The organism is Lacrimispora sp. (assembly GCF_036758025.1).
Classification (GTDB): domain Bacteria; phylum Bacillota; class Clostridia; order Lachnospirales; family Lachnospiraceae; genus Lacrimispora.
Map to the genome: position 1 here is coordinate 44,997 of NZ_DAIOXM010000001.1, position 16,368 is coordinate 61,364.

21 protein-coding genes and 1 other annotated feature are annotated in these 16,368 nt (G+C 44.8%); of the genes, 16 read left to right on the plus strand and 5 right to left on the minus strand.

Annotated elements, in window-relative coordinates; all coding sequences use genetic code 11:
- Positions 1 to 33: 33 nt before the first annotated feature.
- From V7M78_RS00205 to V7M78_RS00215, 3 genes are read left to right on the plus strand one after another with little or no spacing between them, the layout of a single operon-like run.
- A complete protein-coding gene (locus V7M78_RS00205) occupies positions 34 to 933 on the plus strand; it encodes a carbohydrate ABC transporter permease (protein ID WP_333645438.1) in 900 nt (299 codons plus the stop codon).
- Positions 923 to 1,765, plus strand: a complete 843-nt coding sequence (locus V7M78_RS00210; protein WP_333645439.1) for a carbohydrate ABC transporter permease — start codon at positions 923 to 925, stop codon at positions 1,763 to 1,765. The genes V7M78_RS00205 and V7M78_RS00210 overlap by 11 nt, the downstream gene beginning before the upstream one ends.
- Before the next feature lie 34 nt (positions 1,766 to 1,799).
- Positions 1,800 to 3,014, plus strand: coding sequence for an enolase C-terminal domain-like protein (locus tag V7M78_RS00215; protein WP_333645440.1), 1,215 nt, complete (start codon positions 1,800 to 1,802; stop codon positions 3,012 to 3,014).
- 81 nt (positions 3,015 to 3,095) lie between these two features.
- Here V7M78_RS00215 and V7M78_RS00220 read toward each other — a convergent pair whose 3' ends face one another.
- Positions 3,096 to 4,046, minus strand: a complete 951-nt coding sequence (locus V7M78_RS00220) for an aldo/keto reductase (RefSeq protein WP_333645441.1) — start codon at positions 4,044 to 4,046, stop codon at positions 3,096 to 3,098.
- 334 nt (positions 4,047 to 4,380) lie between these two features.
- On the opposite strand from V7M78_RS00220, the gene rpmG reads away from it, so the two are divergent.
- The 9 genes from rpmG (at position 4,381) to V7M78_RS00265 (ending at position 9,203) form a co-directional block, all read left to right on the plus strand.
- Positions 4,381 to 4,530 carry a 50S ribosomal protein L33 gene (gene rpmG, locus V7M78_RS00225; RefSeq protein WP_024838263.1) on the plus strand — a complete coding sequence of 50 codons (150 nt, stop codon included), beginning with the start codon at positions 4,381 to 4,383 and terminating at the stop codon, positions 4,528 to 4,530.
- Between the two features lie 24 nt (positions 4,531 to 4,554).
- Positions 4,555 to 4,767: a preprotein translocase subunit SecE gene (gene secE, locus V7M78_RS00230; RefSeq protein WP_333645442.1), complete on the plus strand. Its 213-nt coding sequence runs from the start codon at positions 4,555 to 4,557 to the stop codon at positions 4,765 to 4,767.
- Positions 4,768 to 4,771: 4 nt separating this feature from the next.
- A complete protein-coding gene (gene nusG, locus V7M78_RS00235) occupies positions 4,772 to 5,287 on the plus strand; it encodes a transcription termination/antitermination protein NusG (protein ID WP_333645443.1) in 516 nt (171 codons plus the stop codon).
- A gap of 82 nt (positions 5,288 to 5,369) precedes the next feature.
- Positions 5,370 to 5,795 (plus strand): 50S ribosomal protein L11, encoded by a 426-nt coding sequence (rplK, locus tag V7M78_RS00240; RefSeq protein WP_097002672.1) that lies wholly within the window; start codon positions 5,370 to 5,372, stop codon positions 5,793 to 5,795.
- A gap of 73 nt (positions 5,796 to 5,868) precedes the next feature.
- Complete coding sequence (gene rplA, locus V7M78_RS00245) at positions 5,869 to 6,564, plus strand: 50S ribosomal protein L1 (RefSeq protein WP_333645444.1); 696 nt, start codon at positions 5,869 to 5,871, stop codon at positions 6,562 to 6,564.
- Positions 6,565 to 6,604: 40 nt separating this feature from the next.
- Positions 6,605 to 6,748 (plus strand) — a sequence feature (ribosomal protein L10 leader region).
- Positions 6,749 to 6,820: 72 nt separating this feature from the next.
- A complete protein-coding gene (rplJ, locus tag V7M78_RS00250; RefSeq protein WP_333645445.1) occupies positions 6,821 to 7,324 on the plus strand; it encodes a 50S ribosomal protein L10 in 504 nt (167 codons plus the stop codon).
- A 113-nt stretch (positions 7,325 to 7,437) separates the two neighbouring features.
- Complete coding sequence (rplL, locus tag V7M78_RS00255; RefSeq protein ID WP_333645446.1) at positions 7,438 to 7,809, plus strand: 50S ribosomal protein L7/L12; 372 nt, start codon at positions 7,438 to 7,440, stop codon at positions 7,807 to 7,809.
- Positions 7,810 to 8,096: 287 nt separating this feature from the next.
- Entirely contained in the window at positions 8,097 to 8,300 is a 204-nt protein-coding gene (locus V7M78_RS00260; protein ID WP_013271149.1) for a cold-shock protein, read from the plus strand.
- A gap of 180 nt (positions 8,301 to 8,480) precedes the next feature.
- Positions 8,481 to 9,203 (plus strand): polysaccharide deacetylase family protein, encoded by a 723-nt coding sequence (locus V7M78_RS00265; protein ID WP_333645447.1) that lies wholly within the window; start codon positions 8,481 to 8,483, stop codon positions 9,201 to 9,203.
- 84 nt (positions 9,204 to 9,287) lie between these two features.
- On the opposite strand, the gene V7M78_RS00270 is transcribed toward V7M78_RS00265, so the two are convergent.
- From V7M78_RS00270 to V7M78_RS00285, 4 genes are all read right to left on the minus strand, one after another.
- Positions 9,288 to 9,641 carry a P-II family nitrogen regulator gene (locus V7M78_RS00270; protein WP_333645448.1) on the minus strand — a complete coding sequence of 118 codons (354 nt, stop codon included), beginning with the start codon at positions 9,639 to 9,641 and terminating at the stop codon, positions 9,288 to 9,290.
- Between the two features lie 30 nt (positions 9,642 to 9,671).
- Positions 9,672 to 9,989, minus strand: a complete 318-nt coding sequence (locus V7M78_RS00275; protein ID WP_333645449.1) for a hypothetical protein — start codon at positions 9,987 to 9,989, stop codon at positions 9,672 to 9,674.
- Entirely contained in the window at positions 9,982 to 11,628 is a 1,647-nt protein-coding gene (locus tag V7M78_RS00280) for a DUF1538 domain-containing protein (RefSeq protein WP_333645450.1), read from the minus strand. The genes V7M78_RS00275 and V7M78_RS00280 overlap by 8 nt, the downstream gene beginning before the upstream one ends.
- Before the next feature lie 119 nt (positions 11,629 to 11,747).
- Positions 11,748 to 12,077, minus strand: coding sequence for a winged helix-turn-helix domain-containing protein (locus tag V7M78_RS00285; protein ID WP_333645451.1), 330 nt, complete (start codon positions 12,075 to 12,077; stop codon positions 11,748 to 11,750).
- A 147-nt stretch (positions 12,078 to 12,224) separates the two neighbouring features.
- Here V7M78_RS00285 and V7M78_RS00290 point away from each other — a divergent pair, with 147 nt between their 5' ends.
- Genes V7M78_RS00290 through V7M78_RS00305 form a run of 4 tightly spaced genes read left to right on the plus strand, consistent with a single transcriptional unit; the run spans position 12,225 to position 16,367 of the window.
- Positions 12,225 to 13,415, plus strand: coding sequence for an ABC transporter substrate-binding protein (locus tag V7M78_RS00290; protein WP_333645452.1), 1,191 nt, complete (start codon positions 12,225 to 12,227; stop codon positions 13,413 to 13,415).
- 8 nt (positions 13,416 to 13,423) lie between these two features.
- A complete protein-coding gene (locus V7M78_RS00295) occupies positions 13,424 to 14,440 on the plus strand; it encodes an ATP-binding cassette domain-containing protein (protein WP_333645453.1) in 1,017 nt (338 codons plus the stop codon).
- Positions 14,441 to 14,454: 14 nt separating this feature from the next.
- Complete coding sequence (locus V7M78_RS00300) at positions 14,455 to 15,684, plus strand: ABC transporter substrate-binding protein (RefSeq protein WP_333645454.1); 1,230 nt, start codon at positions 14,455 to 14,457, stop codon at positions 15,682 to 15,684.
- The gene (locus V7M78_RS00305) at positions 15,675 to 16,367 is read left to right on the plus strand and encodes a GTP-binding protein (protein WP_333645455.1); all 693 of its coding nucleotides are present in this window, start codon (positions 15,675 to 15,677) and stop codon (positions 16,365 to 16,367) included. The genes V7M78_RS00300 and V7M78_RS00305 overlap by 10 nt, the downstream gene beginning before the upstream one ends.
- Position 16,368: the final 1 nt, after the last annotated feature.

A 16,368-nucleotide genomic window follows, 5' to 3' on the forward strand; every position in this document is an offset into this window, starting at 1 on the left:
ATTCCTCCCTCAAAAAATTAAGAAGGGAGTAAGATGAAGGTTATGAGCAAAGATGGAACTGTACGAGTCAAAGTGAAATCCCAGAGACAGGGATATTACTTTACCCTGCCGATTGTGGTTATGTTAGCCTCCCTTATTATCTATCCTATGATTTACGGGTTCTATATCAGCTTTTTCAATACGAACCTTGTTACAAAATGGAATTTTGTCGGACTGAAATATTATACGGCGGCCTTTCAGGAAGCGGCCTTTTACCAGTCTGTTTTGCTGACCGCCTGGTTCATGGTTTTGGTGGTAGGCGGTCATTTTCTTCTGGGCTTTATCCTTGCCACCATGCTGAACAAGGAATTTAAGGGCAGAACGGTTTTCCGTGTGATCTTCATGCTGCCCTGGTTTTTCCCGGAGGCAGTGGTTGCTCTTTTGTTTACCTGGATCATGAATCCCATGTACGGAATTTTAAACAGCGTACTTAAAAGCGTGGGGCTTATATCCACCAATATATCCTGGCTGGGCAGCAAGGAGCTGGCATTTCCTGCAGTGGTTTTTGTCTGCATCTGGAAGGGCTTTCCTCTGGTCATGACCATGATTCTGGCCGGACTTCAAAGTATATCTAAGGATTATTACGAGGCAGCGGAAATTGACGGAGCCAGCAAATGGGCCCAGTTTAAATACATCACTGTTCCGGCCCTAAAGCCCATTCTGACTACGGTCCTGATTCTGGACAGTGTGTGGTGGTTCAAGCAGTACACCCTGGTTTACACCATGACAGCAGGCGGTCCGGGAACAGCCACCAATTTAATCAGCTTGAGCATCTATGGTACGGCATTTAATGACTTGAGATTCGGAAAGGCTTCTGCCTGGGGAATCCTTGTATTTTTCATTTGCTATTTGATCAGTCTGGTGAGTAAGGCGGTGACAAGAGATGACGAGTAGAACAAAAAAGAAAAGAAACAGCATGATTTTGAATTATGCGGTTTTAACGATTATGGCTGCATTTATTGTGGTTCCGGTTTTATGGATGATATCCACGGCTTTTAAAACAGAGCCTCAGACTTATTATCCCCAGCCCAAATGGCTTCCGGACCCATTTTCCCTGGATTCCTTCCGCAAGTTTTTCAATACCTATAACTTTGGACGCATGACCATGAACAGCTTAATTGTCTGCCTTTCCGCCATGGTAATCTGCGTGGCCTTCGCCTGCCTGGCAGGGTATGGAGTGACCAGGTTTAAGTTTAAGGGAAGAAAACAGCTTATGAGCTTTCTTCTTATTACACAGATGTTCCCAAGCGTCATGCTGGTGGTGCCCTTTTACGCGGTGCTCTCCAGATATAAGCTTGTCAATACCTTGTTCGGTCTGGTTATCGTATATGCCGCCACCAATATCGCATTCAGTACCTGGATGATCGTGTCCTATTTCCGGACCATTCCCCTGGAGCTTGACGAGGCGGCCAGAGTGGATGGGGCTTCCAGCTTCCGTATATTCTGGAACATCATCCTTCCCCTGATCGTGCCTGGAATTGCGGCGGTAGCCATGTTTGTATTGTTTAACGGATGGAATGAGTATATGTATTCTTCTGTCCTGGTATCAAAGGATAATTTAAAAACCCTGACTGTGGGAATTATTTCCTTAAATTCCCAGTATCAGATCAAGTGGAATGATTTAATGGCGGCATCCAGCATATCCAGCCTTCCGCTGGTAGTTTTATTTGTAAGCTTCCAGAAGTATTTCATCGCTGGAATGACCGGAGGAGCTGTAAAAAGCTAATTTTTATTAAGTACGATTTACGGAGGTAGTAAAGATGGATAACATAAAAATCCAGGACATTAAAGTTTTTGTGACAGCTCCAAGAAACATCAATCTGGTGGTTGTAAAGGTAGAGACGACTGAGCCGGAGTTATACGGCTACGGCTGCGCCACATTCACATGGCGCCATAAGGCGGTGGTGACTGCTATTGAAGAATACCTGCGTCCCATGCTGAAGGGACATCCGGTTGATGACATCGAAGGGATCTGGCAGATGATGATGGGCAGTTCCTATTGGAGAAACGGGCCTGTGCTGAATAATGCCATTTCCGGTGTGGATGAAGCCCTTTGGGACATTAAAGGAAAACGTGCAGGAATGCCTCTTTACAGCCTCTTAGGCGGAAAGTGCAGGGAAGGTCTTGCCGTTTACCGCCATGCCGACGGAAAGTCCATCGAAGAGGTGGAGGAATGTATCCGCGGTTATATGGATGAGGGATACCGTTACATCCGGTGTCATATGGGAACTTACGGAGGAAACTTTGACGGCAATATCCAGCGTATGGTAAAGCCGGAACATGCTCCCGGCGGAGCTTACTTCCATCCCAGAATGTATATGGACAGCGTTTACAAGCTGTTTGACCGTGTGAGAACGGATATCGGCTGGGGAGTGGAACTTATGCATGACGTTCATGAGCGCCTTACCCTTTCCGAGACCCTGGAATTTGCCAAGGAAATGGAGCAGTACAAGCTGTTTTTCCTGGAGGATTCCCTTGCTCCGGAACATGTGGAGTTCTTTAAAACCCTCCGTTATCACACTACCCTTCCGCTGGCTATGGGAGAGCTGTTTACCAACCCCAACGAGTGGAAGACCATTATTCAGAATCAGTGGATTGATTTCATCAGGGTTCATTTAAGCGACATCGGAGGCCTGACTCCAGCCAGAAAGCTGGCTCATTTCAGCGAAGCCTATGGAGTGCGGACCGCATGGCACGGGCCTAATGATTTATCTCCTATTGGAATGGCAGTTCAGATGCATTTGGATTTAAACAGTCATAATTTTGGAATACAGGAGTTCTCCGGTTTTACCAAAGAGGAGCAGGAAGTGTTCCCGGGCTGTCCGGAAGTGAGGGACGGATATGCCTATGTCAATGATCAGCCGGGAATTGGTGTTGGATTTGATGAAAAGGCGGCAGAGAAGTATCCTGCGGTGGATATGGACCATAGCTGGCTGTTTTCACGGCTTCCTGATGGGACGGCAGTGAGACCGTAAAAAATATATAAAAATACACAAGACGGACTGATTTACATTTATAGTCCGTCTTGTGTTATGTTTTGCATTTTCAGCCTTTCACTATTCGGCGGCAGAAGAAGCCGGCCTCTGACACGGCAAAATTTTTCCTGCAGCCATATACAGGGAATACCATTCCTCCCTGGTCAGTTCAAAGTCAGCTCCCTTGCAGATGCTGTTTAACCGCTCTGCACTGGTAGTTCCCACAATAGCCTGAATACGGGCCGGATGCCTTAAGATCCATGCAGTTGCAATGGCGGAATTGTCCACACCGTATTTTTCAGCCATCTGGTTCAGCTCCTTATTTAATTCCGGGAATTTCTTGTTGTCTAAAAACACTTCCTTAAAAACGCTGCTCAGGAAGGGAGACCATGCCTGAACTGTAATATCCTTTAACCTGCAGTATTCCAAAATTCCCCCGGCCACATCGTAGCCATTCTGGTTTACCATATTTACATTAATGCCGGAATCAATGATTCCTGTATGTCCAAGGCCGAACTGAAGTTGGTTGATGATCACTTTATTATTACAATATTTATTTAACAATTCAATCTGATAAGAATTGTGATTGCTCACGCCAAAGTACCGTACTTTTCCCTGTTTCTCCAAAGAAGAGAAGGCCTCAGCCACTTCCTCCGGCTCCATCAGTGCATCAGGCCTGTGAAGCAGCAAAAAGTCCACATAATCGGTTTTCAGGCGTTTTAAGCTTCCGTCTACGGCGCTTACAATATGCTCTTTGGAAAAATCATAACAGCATCTGGGCTTGATGGCACATTTTGTCTGCAAAATCATCTTTTCCCTGATCGCAGGATTCATGCTGATGGCTTCTGCAAAAAAGGACTCTGCTTCGCCTTTTGCGTAAATGTCGGCGTGGTCAAAAAAATTGGCACCATTTTCCATAGCTGTTTTGATTAAAGCTTCCGCTTCTTTTATATCCCGCCCTGTAATTCTCATGCAGCCAAGCCCGATGGCAGGAATCTTGATTTTATCTTTTCCTATTTCTATCTGCTTCATAATCATTACCTCGTTTTCTATATTATGGCGTTACTGAAGATTATCATAAATAATATTATACTCCACCTGTCCGCCGGGGTACAAGAAGAATAAAAGGATTTTCGTCTCAAAAATCCTGCTGTCTCATCTTGCAATTTTCCTTGCCTCATGGTATAATACAAAAATGCCGTAAAGACGATAGTTTTTCATAAAAAAAGATTGACGAATCCTGGCCTGTGTGTTATATTTATTGGGCGAATGGAAGAGCTAGGTCTTTTTTTTATGCTCAAAATTGTTTGACGCAAAGAGGAAGACTCAAAACACAACAACGAAAATTTAAGTGGAGGTGGAAGTCGTGCGCACAAAAATCACACTGGCATGTACTGAATGCAAACAGCGTAACTATAACATGACCAAAGATAAGAAGACTCATCCGGACAGAATGGAAACCAAGAAGTACTGCAAGTTCTGTAAGAGCCATACCATGCACAAGGAAACAAAGTAATCAGTTTGTAAAGGACGTGAAATTATGGGAGATACAGTGAACAACGAAGGTGCTCGGAAGAAAAGCTTTTTCAGAGGTTTAAAGGCCGAGTTTGCCAAAATCATTTGGCCTTCCAAAGAAACCGTAATGAAGCAGACCGTGGCAGTTGTATCAGCGGCGGTTGCTTTAGGACTGATTATTGCGATTCTTGATCTGATCATCGGATTTGGTCTCAGTTCTATCTTAGGGTTAAGGTGAGTTTATGTCAGAAGCAAATTGGTATGTAGTCCATACCTATTCAGGTTATGAGAACAAAGTAAAAGTCGATATCGAAAAGACCATCGAGAACAGAGGTCTGCAGGAGCAGATCCTGGAGGTTTCAGTTCCCTTGGAATCTGTCATTGAGATTAAAAATGGCATTGAGAAAAAGGCCGATAAAAAGATGTTCCCCGGCTACGTACTGATCCATATGTTCATGAACGATGAGACATGGTATGTGGTCCGTAACACACGCGGGGTGACAGGCTTTGTAGGCCCTGGATCAAAACCGGTTCCTCTGACTGAATATGAGATGGAAAAGCTTGGATTCCGGAATGAGGAGATCATTATTGGCTTTGAAGTGGGAGATACCGTTGTGGTAACTTCCGGTGCATGGAAGGATACCGTTGGTGCTATCAAGTCCATCAACGAAGGTAAGAAAACCATCACCATGAGCGTTGAGATGTTCGGCCGTGAAACACCGGTGGAATTGAGTTTCAGCGAAGTGAAAAAGATGTAACAAGTAAAAGCGGCTTATATCCGTATAAGCTCGTGGGAGGGAAATCCCCGACAATACCACATTTATTAGGAGGTGCCTTATTATGGCAAAGAAAGTAACAGGATATATCAAATTGCAGATTCCAGCAGGAAAGGCTACACCAGCTCCTCCTGTAGGTCCGGCACTTGGACAGCATGGTGTAAACATTGTACAGTTTACAAAGGAATTCAACGCAAGAACAGCAGATCAGGGAGATTTAATCATTCCGGTTGTTATCACTGTTTATGCAGACAGAAGCTTCAGCTTCATCACCAAGACTCCGCCTGCTGCTGTATTATTAAAGAAGGCCTGCAAGCTCAAATCCGGCTCTGCAGTACCGAATAAGACAAAGGTAGCTACCATTTCCAAGGCTGAACTGCAGAAGATTGCAGAACTGAAAATGCCAGATTTAAATGCTGCATCCGTTGAGGCTGCTATGAGCATGATCGCTGGTACTGCAAGAAGCATGGGAATTACTGTAGAAGCATAATTCTCTTATTTGAAGGATTTTTGAAAACGTGGGAGGGAAAATCCCCGACAACACCACTAGGAGGTTATTTAGAATGAAAAGAGGAAAAAGATACGCAGAGGCAGCAAAGGCAGTAGATCGTTCTGTTCTCTACGATGCACCGGCAGCAATCTCTTTAGTAAAGACCAATGCAAGTGCTAAATTTAATGAAACCATTGAAGCTCATATCAGAACCGGTTGTGACGGCCGTCACGCTGACCAGCAGATCCGTGGTGCAGTTGTACTTCCTCATGGAACAGGTAAGACTGTAAAGATCTTAGTTTTCGCAAAGGGACCTAAGGCTGATGAGGCACAGGCTGCAGGCGCAGATTACGTTGGAGCTGAGGAACTGATTCCGAAGATCCAGAACGAAGGCTGGCTGGATTTTGATGTAGTTGTTGCTACACCGGACATGATGGGTGTTGTAGGTCGTTTAGGACGTGTCCTGGGACCAAAGGGCTTAATGCCAAACCCAAAAGCCGGAACTGTTACCATGGACGTAGCAAAGGCAATTGACGACATCAAAGCTGGTAAGGTTGAGTACAGACTTGATAAAACAAATATTATCCACGTGCCAGTTGGAAAAGCTTCTTTCACAGAAGAACAGTTAGCGGACAACTTCCAGACGCTTGTTGATGCAATCATTAAAGCAAAACCAAGTACAGTTAAAGGCGCTTATTTAAAGAGCGTTACACTGGCTTCCACCATGGGACCTGGCGTAAAGCTGAACGTAGCGAAGTTAATGAACTAATTTTGTTTTGTGGTTGACATGAATTATAAATAATGTTATAATATTTCAGTATTAACTGCCGAAGACAGCAGGTGCCGTAAGGCATAAGGTGTAAACGCCTGCCGAGGAATGTACAAGAATCATTTTTAAAATGAATTTGTAGACCTCTCTGTCCTTTGGGCAGAGGGGTTTTTTCTATGGCATAATTCCCTTGCAGTTTATACGAGCAGGCTTTGCGGGAAACCGCAGGCTTAGACTAAACAGGAGGTAAACCATAATGGCAAAAGTTGAATTAAAACAGCCGATCGTAAGCGAAATCAAGGACTTACTGGATGGCGCTGAGACAGCAGTAGTTGTAGACTACCGCGGTATTACAGTTGCTCAGGATACAGAGCTTCGTAAGAAATTGAGAGATGCTGGTGTTACTTATAAGGTATATAAGAACACTATGATCCGTTTCGCAGCGAAAGGAACTGCATTTGAGGCTTTAGATCCAAGCCTGGAAGGACCTACAGCAATCGCTGTATCCAAGACAGATGCAACCGCTCCGGCAAGAATCCTGGCTGAATTCGCTAAGACAGCTCCCGCTTTAGAAATTAAGGGCGGTGTTGTAGAAGGCGCTTACTATGACGCCAAAGCAATGGGACAGATCGCCAGCATTCCTTCCAGAGAAATCCTTCTCGGAAAGTTACTGGGCAGCATCCAGTCTCCTATTACAAACTTTGCACGCGTACTCAAGCAGATCGCAGACGGTCAGGGCGGAGAAGCAGCAGAGGCATAAAATTCTTAATAAAGGCAAACGAAGTTGCGCCTGAATTTTAGCCGTTCGATGAGCTTAAGCAAATCGAACTTCATTAAAAAAATAAAACATATTAAATACGGAGGTATATTATCATGGCAAAGTTAACAACAGCTGAGTTTATTGAAGCTATTAAAGAGTTATCTGTATTAGAATTAAACGAATTAGTAAAGGCTTGCGAGGAAGAGTTCGGTGTATCCGCAGCAGCAGGCGTTGTAGTTGCAGCAGCAGGTCCTGCAGCAGCAGAAGAAGAGAAGACTGAGTTCGACGTTGAATTAACAGAGGTTGGTCCTAACAAGGTTAAGGTTATCAAGGTTGTTCGTGAAGCTACAGGCTTAGGCTTAAAGGAAGCTAAAGACGTAGTTGACGGCGCTCCTAAGGTAGTAAAGGCTGGCGCTTCCAAGGAAGAAGCTGAGCAGATCAAGGCTTCCTTAGAGGCTGAAGGCGCAAAAGTTACTTTAAAGTAATTTTTCTTTGGCTGTATGGACAGGGTCCTGCTTTCTTAAGAAGGCAGGGCTCTGTTTTTTTCATGGACAGCCTGCTGATTTTATGGAAGAAATCGCATAGGGAAATAACAGAATAGTCTTGACAATTCTGTGTATTTGGGTTAGAATGAATGAGTATTATCGAATGGAGTTATGATTTCACATATTTTTGTAAGTCATTATTTTCGGATGATGATTTACAAAAATATGTGATTTTTGTTTCAGGCGATATAACAAATAATTTTTATTTATTTCAGGAGGTACACGTTATGAACAACGGTACAGTAAAATGGTTTAATGGAGCTAAGGGATACGGTTTCATCGTAAATGACGCAACAGGCGAGGAAGTTTTCGTACACTTCTCCGGTATCGTTGCTGATGGTTACAAGACTCTGGAAGAAGGCCAGAAAGTAACTTACGAGACAACAGAAGGAAATCGCGGTCTGCAGGCAGTTAACGTTTGCATGGCTTAATTGAATCTTTGATTTACAAGAAGGGCTGTCCCCATTCTCAGAATGGAGGGCAGTCCTTCTTCGTTATTTGGGCTTCCCAAAACAGGAGAGACAGGGGAAGAAAAAACACTTAAGTTTTGGTTTTATTTTTGTGAAATGGCCCATAGACTAAATAATAATGGCAGAAAGCAGGGCTTATGCATGAGTAAGATCAGATGGAAAATAGCTTGTCTTTTATTTGTTCTGGCACTGGATATTGTTTTCCTGAGGGGAATGTACCATTCTTATGTGCAGGCAAAGGATACTTTGTTTATTCCCGTAAACGGGGACTCAGAGGAAATCAATGAGGTGCGGAGGCAGTTTTCCGGAGATAAGCAGATTGCCCTGACCTTTGATGACGGCCCTGATCCTGTTTATACGCCCCGGCTTTTAGAGGGATTGAAAGAGAGAGGGGTTCATGCCACCTTCTTCCTCCTGGGAGAAAACGTGGAGGGCAAGGAGGCCATTGTAAAGCAGATGTACCAGGATGGCCATCTGATCGGCAGCCATGGCTACAGCCACGTCCAGATGAGCAAGGAGGAAATTAAAACGGCTTGTGAGCTGATTGAGGAGAACAACAAGAAGATTGAGGCCATTATCGGAAAACGGCCCCAGTATCTGCGCCCTCCTTATGGAGCCTGGACGGAGGAGCTGGAGTGTACCATTGACATGACGGTGGTGATGTGGGATATCGATCCTCTGGACTGGAAAGCCCAGAATGCCAGGAAGGTGGTGCGGCACATCGTAAAGAATGTGGAGCCGGGTGATATCATACTTCTTCATGATGTATACCCCACGTCCGTAGAGGCTGCCCTGGAGGCCATTGATACCCTGATTAAGCAGGGATATACCTTTGTTACTGTGGATGAGCTTTTGGTGGACTGAGAAGGCTTTACAGGGCAAAGAAATGCTCCTGTTCCAAGGGAATCGCTGAAGCTGATTCCTGCAGAACAGGAGCTTATGTTTTGTTTATGACTTTTTTTCGTTTTCTTCTTTATTCTTTTGGGTAACAGAACTCATTCCAATGACCTTATTTACCGGCATTGCAAAACATATTCCATGTCCGGGAGATTTCCAGCCTGCCTTTTCCTTGATTGCATGCATGATTCGCTTTGCTGTGGCTATATCGGTAATTGTCAGAATGATTTCTTTTTCAGAGTCGACGGTAATGCCCATAAACGACTCATGCTGGGCGCCTTCGCCTCTCGCATTTATTATAGTAGCACCATTTGCGCCTTCTGCCCTTACGATATCCATAATTGATTCCGTAAAGCCGGCATTGACTATAATAAAAAGTGCTTTCATTTGCTCACAACCATCCATTGGGTTTGTCTCCTCCTGGTAAGATAAAAGTTAAAATGACATGCCTGAAATCGGCAGAGTAAAGGCTATGCCGCTGTTGGGCTGGCCAAAGTGAAATTCATCCAGCAACATAGTAAATATAGCATCTGATTTTTCTTTTGGCAATACGGAAGTCACGATAATTTTGTTTTCTTCAGGAACCAGGCCCAGCATATCCAAAAGATAATTGGGCTTTACGGTTCCTTTTCCGTATACCGTGTTGACTATCCGGCAGTCGATGCTGCACATTCTTTCCAGCAGCGCATCCTTTTGCTTTCTTCCGGCAATCAATATCAGAAATTCAATGTTATCAATTGTTTGATTATTCATAAGTTCCCTCCTCTAAGCCGGAGCTTTCTTCTATAATATATTCGTCGTCGTCGTTCATGTCATCGGTGTAATCGGTAATGCTTTCATCCAGATCACCCTCATACATGGACAGCTCTTCAAACTCTTTGGCATCATGTTCCTTGTTCAGTGCCAGTGTCTTCTTAACCTTTGCTTCATAAATGATTCCAAGGAGCTGAACTGCAATGAGAGGAGTTACTGAGATAAATGCAATGATTCCAAATCCGTTTGTCAGCACAGACTGGGCTTTAGAGCCTGCCGACATGGCAACAGCTTGGGCCGTTCCCAGAGTGAGCGGTGTCAGAAAGGCTGATGTCAGTGCACCGCCTGTTACGCCTCCTGAATCAAAGGCCAGCCCCACAAAAAGAGAGGATGTATACCTCATCATAATAATGGATAAGAAGTAGAGCGGAACCAAGAACCACAGAATATTGATCTGGGTTAAAATCTTCAGCATGGAAAGCAGGGAAGCAAACCCGATTCCAAGTGCCAGGGTGATTCGGATGGTCATCTTCCTGATATGACCGTTGGTTATTTCCTCAAGCTGTTCCCCTAAAACCGTAACAGCCGGTTCGGACAGGGTTATGGCCGCTCCCAGGATAAATCCCAAAGGCAGAAGGAGCCATTTAAACCAAAGGGGGCGGGACGTTTCCAGGAATACCTCGCCGATGTACTTTGCTGCAAATGCAAAGCCGTAATCAATTCCCGATAAAAAGATGAGCAGTCCGGCGTAAACAGGTATGATACCCAGCATCATTTTGATAAACTGCTTTTTGGGAAACTTGAGGAAAAGCTGGAAGGGTAAAAAAACAATAACAATGGGAAATAAGGCCAGAGCCACACCGGAAATATTGGAAATTACAATGTCGGCAAAGCTTTCTGCAGCACCCGGATCGTAGAGACCCGCAGGAGGAATGGACCCGCCGTGCTTGATGTTGAGAATGATGCCGTAAATAAATACTGCCATGATAGGACCTACAGAGGCCATTCCAATGATTCCAAAGGTATCGTCATTGGTTTTGCGCTTTGACATGGTCGCTGAAATACCAATGCCAAGAGCCAGGATAAATGGAACTGAAATATCTCCCGTAGTAGCGCCGCTTCCGTCAAATGCCAGGGCCACGAATTCTTCGGGGACAAGGGCTACGGTCAAAAATATCATGGAGTAAAGTATGGCGAATATAACCTTGATATTTAAGTCCTTAATGATACGGAATAAGGCGAAGCCTACGAATATTCCCACTCCTGAGCTTAAGATCCATACAAAAACAGTTTCGTTGACCTCTGCCATAATCATGTGAGTCTGACGGGCAAGAACTGCCAGAGCCGGTTCTGCTACTGTGGCAAGAATCCCGAATAAAACGCCGAAAAAGATTATGAAAATGCCCTTTTTAAATTTGATCAGGGAGCTGCCTACGATTTTTCCTATGGGGAGGATACTGGAATCCAGCCCGACCAGGAAAAATGCCTGCCCGAACACAACGCTGGCGTAGCCTAAGGTCAGCTTTACATAATCAGAGGGGTTTTTCATAGGCGCTATAAAGACACAAACCAGAACAATAATGATTACCAGAGGAATCGAGGATAAAAATACTTCTTTTAGTGTTCTTAATGTTTTCATACTTATTATTGTAAAGGAAGAGAAAGGAAATTGCAAGGTTTAAATGGTGCTAAATAGCGTCAATTTCCCTTTCTCAGTTAAATGGTCAGAATAAATCTTATGTAAATCAGATGGTTTTTTTAAAAAAGGAACTCCTGATCAATGAGATTTTCCGCATATTCTTCCACTGCCTTCTCGATTTTCCGGTAAGCTTCCAGCATTTCCTTGCCCTTTTCAGTCAAACGGGTTCCTCCCCGCTCACTTCCCCCTTTTTCAGAAATGACCACAGGAAATCCCAGCTCCTCTTCCAGGGTCCGTATCATCCGGATGGCCTTTGGATAGGAAATCCCTGTATATTCTGTCGCTTTTTTTATGGATTTATACATTTCAATGGCATCCAGCATTTCTTTTACGCCTTTTCCCATAAAAATTTTATTTTTACCGATTCTTATTCTTGTCACTACCCGCATAATTAATCACCTCAGGTTAACTATAACAAAGGTTTCAGCCCCATGGCAAGGAGAATGTGCGGAAATTAAAAAATAATTTTGTTTATTGATTTTTCAATCCCGATATATTAAGATATTTATATCGAAAAAAGAAAGGAATTCCATATCATGCAGAAAAAGACAATTAGGACAAGCTTTTATCTGGCAGCACTGCTTTTAGGCATTACAGTTGGATTAAGCGCCTGCAAATCAGCGGCAGACACAACCGGTTCACAGGTAAAGGAGACGCAGGCGGTAACGGAAAGCAGCTCCGCCCAGCCAGAACAAACAAAGGAGGAATCTTCCCAGACATCACAAAACAGTCCGGCCGTTCAGGAGGTTACGGACCATGCAGGGCGAAAGATTGAACTGCCTGGAGAAATTAAGAGCGTATATTCAACCAGTCCCATTGGAACTATGCTGATGTATACCTTTGATGACAAAATGGTGGCCGGGCTCAATGTAATTATATCTGATGCGGAAAAGGCGTATTTGACGGATTACTATGTGAATCTTCCTCATTTAGGCGGCTGGTACGGCAAAGGAAACCAGGGAAATATCGAAGAGATTATAAAAGCAGCTCCTGATGTTGTCTTATCCAGCGGAACGGACCAGGGCAGCATTGACCAGGCGGAACAACTGCAGAAACAGCTTGGCATACCGGTGATACTGGTAAAAAGTGACTTGCAGGATCTGCCGGAAACCTACCGTTTCTTAGGCAGGCTTTTTAACAGGAAAGACCGTGGAGAAGAGCTGGCATCTTATACAGAGGCCACTTTGGATCACGCGGAAGAAATCACAGCTAAGATTCCGGAAGATAAGAAAATCCGGGTTTATTATGCAGAAGAGCAGGACGGCCTCCATACCGATCCCTCAGGTTCCTCTCATTCTCAATTAATTGACATATGCGGCGGAATTAATGTGGCTGATTGTGAAATTACGCCGGGGTACGGACGTACCGCTGTTTCCATTGAGCAGGTTATGCAATGGGCTCCTGAACTGATTATCTGCAGTGTGGACAACGGCTTTGCAGATTCCAGCAGTTATAACACTGTTACTACCGACAGCAAATGGTCCACCATTCCAGCAGTGAAAAGCGGGCTGGTATTTGAAACGCCTATGCAGCCTCAGAACTGGTTTGACAGGCCGCCTTCTGTCAACACCATCATCGGAATCAAGTGGGTTCATTCTATTTTGTATCCGGAATATGTGGATTATGATATCAAAGAGGAAACAAAGGAATTCTATAAGCTGTTTTACCATGTGGAATTAAGTGATGAGGATGTTAAAATCATTACAAAGAACGCTCTGCGAAAGTGAATGAAGCCATGATAACAAATGAATTATTGAAAGATGATATAGCCAGTGTTTCAAATACATATCCCTATGCCGGTGACTTTTTTTCAGCCTCCGGCATAGAGGGCTTTTTGGACCGGCCTCAATTAACAGTAAGGCAGTATATTGAGGAGATTCCGGAATCTCTGCTGGAGGATATCGGAGCCTCCTATTCTCAGCTGGCGGAGCATTTTATCCTGTTTTTAAACCGGATGGAAGCTTTGAGGCAGAAAAAGAAGAGTGTGGAGAAGATCACCATTATCGGAGGGCAGAATAAGCTGGGAGAACCGGAAAGCCTCACTTTTTCCATTGAAAAGGGTGAAATCATCACTGTCATGGGGCCTACGGGTTCCGGAAAAAGCTGTCTGCTGGCAGATATTGAGTGTCTGGCTCAGGGGGATACCCAGACAAAACGGAAGATTCTCATTGACGGCCGCGTTCCCAGTGAAAGGGAACGCTTTCAAATTGAAAATAAGCTCATCGCCCAATTGTCCCAGAACATGAATTTTGTTATGGATTTGCGGGTCTTTGACTTTCTGCGCCTCCATGGGGAGAGCCGGATGATAGAAGACCTTGATCAGGTGGTTGAGAAAATTTTTGATGCTGCCAATGATCTGGCTGGAGAATGTTTTTCCAAAGAAACTCCTTTGACGGAGTTAAGCGGCGGCCAGTCCCGGGCTCTCATGATTGCGGATACCGCCTTTTTAAGCACTTCCCCCATTGTGCTCATTGACGAAATTGAAAATGCGGGGGTGGACCGGAAAAAGGCGTTGCATTTGCTGGCTCAGGAGCAGAAAATTGTGCTCATGTCCACTCATGATCCCATTCTTGCCCTTATGGGGGATAAGCGCATTATCATTGAAAACGGCGGCATGAAGGCGGTGCTGGAAACCAGTACCATGGAAAAGCAGAATTTAAAGGATTTAGAAGATATGGACAGAAAAACAACAAAGCTGTTACAGATGCTCCGCGCAGGAGAGCGGGCGGAGACATCGGTATCAATGCTTTAGCCAGGAGGTTAGGTGTGATAACAGGAACGATGAAGTTAAAGGAAATTCTGGAGCATTACCCGGAAAGCTTTGAAGTGTTCCGCTCTAATGGATTTGATTATGAACAGCCCGAGGATTTTCTGAAGGTGGCTGGCCCGGATACCATGCTGAGAACCTTGCTTTATGTGCGGGGAATTAATCAGGAGCTTTTTTTGTATTATCTGGACAATGCGGTTTTAAAGGCAGAGGCAGAGCGGCAGCATCTGTTGGAGGATTTTGTGCCGGGAGAAAAGCTGGATTTTTACGGAAATACCATCTGTCCCTTGAAATTCACCTTCCGGGATGCTTTGGAAGAGATTGAGCGGGAACATAAAAAACAGCACGGATTTTCCAGAAAGTGTTATCTGGAGTTCGGGAAAATGACCGATGATACCTGCGGGGAAGCCTGGGATCACGGAGATCCGGAGAAGTTTCCAGGGGTGTTCTTTTCTAAGGAATTCAATGAATACCTGAGCCTGGATTTTCAGAAAAAAATGGAGGGGAGGTTTACCGGAGATTTCTATGAGAAGGTAAATCCCGTCTTAAAAGAAGCCGGTTTGTATGATCCTGAGAATATTTACAATGTTTACGGAGTGATGGCGGAAACCTTTCTGATTGATAAAAAACGTTTGGGTGATCTTCCGGTTCCCAGGACTTTGGAGGCCCTGCTTGATCCCATGTATGAGAATAACATCATTATCTTCGGAAAAGACCGGGAAACCATTTCCAATGCTTTGTTTTTATACATATATAAAGCCTATGGAGAGGAAGGGATCAGGAAATTTGCCGGAAATGTAAAGCACGCCCTCCATGGAAGCGTCATGTCCAAGACAGCAGCCAGCAGCCGGTCCGAAGGCGGGGCAATTTATCTGGTTTCCTGGTTTTTCGCCCAGACCTGTGTGCGGGAGGGTGTGGAAATTGTCTGGCCTGATGACGGAGCCATTACCCTTCCCATGTACATGCTTGTGAGAAAGGATGATGCAGAACGGGTAAAGGATATTACCGATTATATTACCGGAAAGGATTTTGCAGAGGCCTGTACCAAAGCCTATACACCGCCTATGAATGGGGAGGTGAATGCCAATCTGCCCCCCGGAGCAGCTTTTCAGTGGCTGGGCTGGGATTTTATCCGCAGCCATGATATTCCTACCCTGGCAGAGCATTGTCTGGAAGTTTTCTGGCAGGAATGGCAGAGGCTTCATCCTGGGGGTGTGTTATGCCCATGAAATTAATTACGGTTTCCGGACCTCCTTCTGCGGGAAAGACCTCTGTTTTAATCCGCATTATTGAACAGCTTGGGAAGGACAAGGCTGGAGTGGCCAAGTTTGACTGTTTGTCCAGCTCTGATGCAGAGCGGTTTGAGGAACACCAGATCCGCTCTATCGTAGGGCTTTCGGGAAATCTATGCCCGGATCACTTCTTTGTCAGCAACATTGAGGAGTGCGTGGAGTGGGGATTTAAAAATAATTTTGAATATCTTGTGATCGAAAGTGCCGGGCTGTGCAACCGGTGTTCTCCCCATTTGCGGGAGTTTTTAGGGGTGTGCGTCATTGATAATTTATCAGGCATTAACACGCCTCATAAGATCGGGCCCATGCTTCGTTATGCGGACCTGGTTATGATTACAAAGGGGGATATTGTATCCCAGGCGGAGCGGGAGGTATTTGCTTTTAAGGTGAAAATGGCTAATCCAAAGGCAGATGTTTTGTTCCTCAACGGAATTACCGGACAGGGCTCCTTTGACGGGGCGGAATATTTCCGGAAGGGGAAAGGTCTTGATTCAGACCGGCTTGAGGACTGCCGTCTGAGGTTTGCCATGCCTGCGGCCCTCTGTTCCTATTGTCTTGGGGAAACCCGGGTAGGGGAGAGCTTCCAAAAAGGAAATATTAAGAAAATGAAGATAGGATGAT

Bases quoted from the DNA above. Each gene is read 5' to 3' on its own strand.
- V7M78_RS00205 (WP_333645438.1), top strand. From the start codon at position 34: ATGAAGGTTATGAGCAAAGATGGAACTGTACGAGTCAAAGTGAAATCC.
- V7M78_RS00210 (WP_333645439.1), top strand. From the start codon at position 923: ATGACGAGTAGAACAAAAAAGAAAAGAAACAGCATGATTTTGAATTAT.
- V7M78_RS00215 (WP_333645440.1), top strand. From the start codon at position 1,800: ATGGATAACATAAAAATCCAGGACATTAAAGTTTTTGTGACAGCTCCA.
- V7M78_RS00220 (WP_333645441.1), bottom strand. From the start codon at position 4,046: ATGAAGCAGATAGAAATAGGAAAAGATAAAATCAAGATTCCTGCCATC.
- secE (WP_333645442.1), top strand. From the start codon at position 4,555: ATGGGAGATACAGTGAACAACGAAGGTGCTCGGAAGAAAAGCTTTTTC.
- nusG (WP_333645443.1), top strand. From the start codon at position 4,772: ATGTCAGAAGCAAATTGGTATGTAGTCCATACCTATTCAGGTTATGAG.
- rplK (WP_097002672.1), top strand. From the start codon at position 5,370: ATGGCAAAGAAAGTAACAGGATATATCAAATTGCAGATTCCAGCAGGA.
- rplA (WP_333645444.1), top strand. From the start codon at position 5,869: ATGAAAAGAGGAAAAAGATACGCAGAGGCAGCAAAGGCAGTAGATCGT.
- rplJ (WP_333645445.1), top strand. From the start codon at position 6,821: ATGGCAAAAGTTGAATTAAAACAGCCGATCGTAAGCGAAATCAAGGAC.
- rplL (WP_333645446.1), top strand. From the start codon at position 7,438: ATGGCAAAGTTAACAACAGCTGAGTTTATTGAAGCTATTAAAGAGTTA.
- V7M78_RS00260 (WP_013271149.1), top strand. From the start codon at position 8,097: ATGAACAACGGTACAGTAAAATGGTTTAATGGAGCTAAGGGATACGGT.
- V7M78_RS00265 (WP_333645447.1), top strand. From the start codon at position 8,481: ATGAGTAAGATCAGATGGAAAATAGCTTGTCTTTTATTTGTTCTGGCA.
- V7M78_RS00270 (WP_333645448.1), bottom strand. From the start codon at position 9,641: ATGGATGGTTGTGAGCAAATGAAAGCACTTTTTATTATAGTCAATGCC.
- V7M78_RS00275 (WP_333645449.1), bottom strand. From the start codon at position 9,989: ATGAATAATCAAACAATTGATAACATTGAATTTCTGATATTGATTGCC.
- V7M78_RS00280 (WP_333645450.1), bottom strand. From the start codon at position 11,628: ATGAAAACATTAAGAACACTAAAAGAAGTATTTTTATCCTCGATTCCT.
- V7M78_RS00285 (WP_333645451.1), bottom strand. From the start codon at position 12,077: ATGCGGGTAGTGACAAGAATAAGAATCGGTAAAAATAAAATTTTTATG.
- V7M78_RS00290 (WP_333645452.1), top strand. From the start codon at position 12,225: ATGCAGAAAAAGACAATTAGGACAAGCTTTTATCTGGCAGCACTGCTT.
- V7M78_RS00295 (WP_333645453.1), top strand. From the start codon at position 13,424: ATGATAACAAATGAATTATTGAAAGATGATATAGCCAGTGTTTCAAAT.
- V7M78_RS00305 (WP_333645455.1), top strand. From the start codon at position 15,675: ATGCCCATGAAATTAATTACGGTTTCCGGACCTCCTTCTGCGGGAAAG.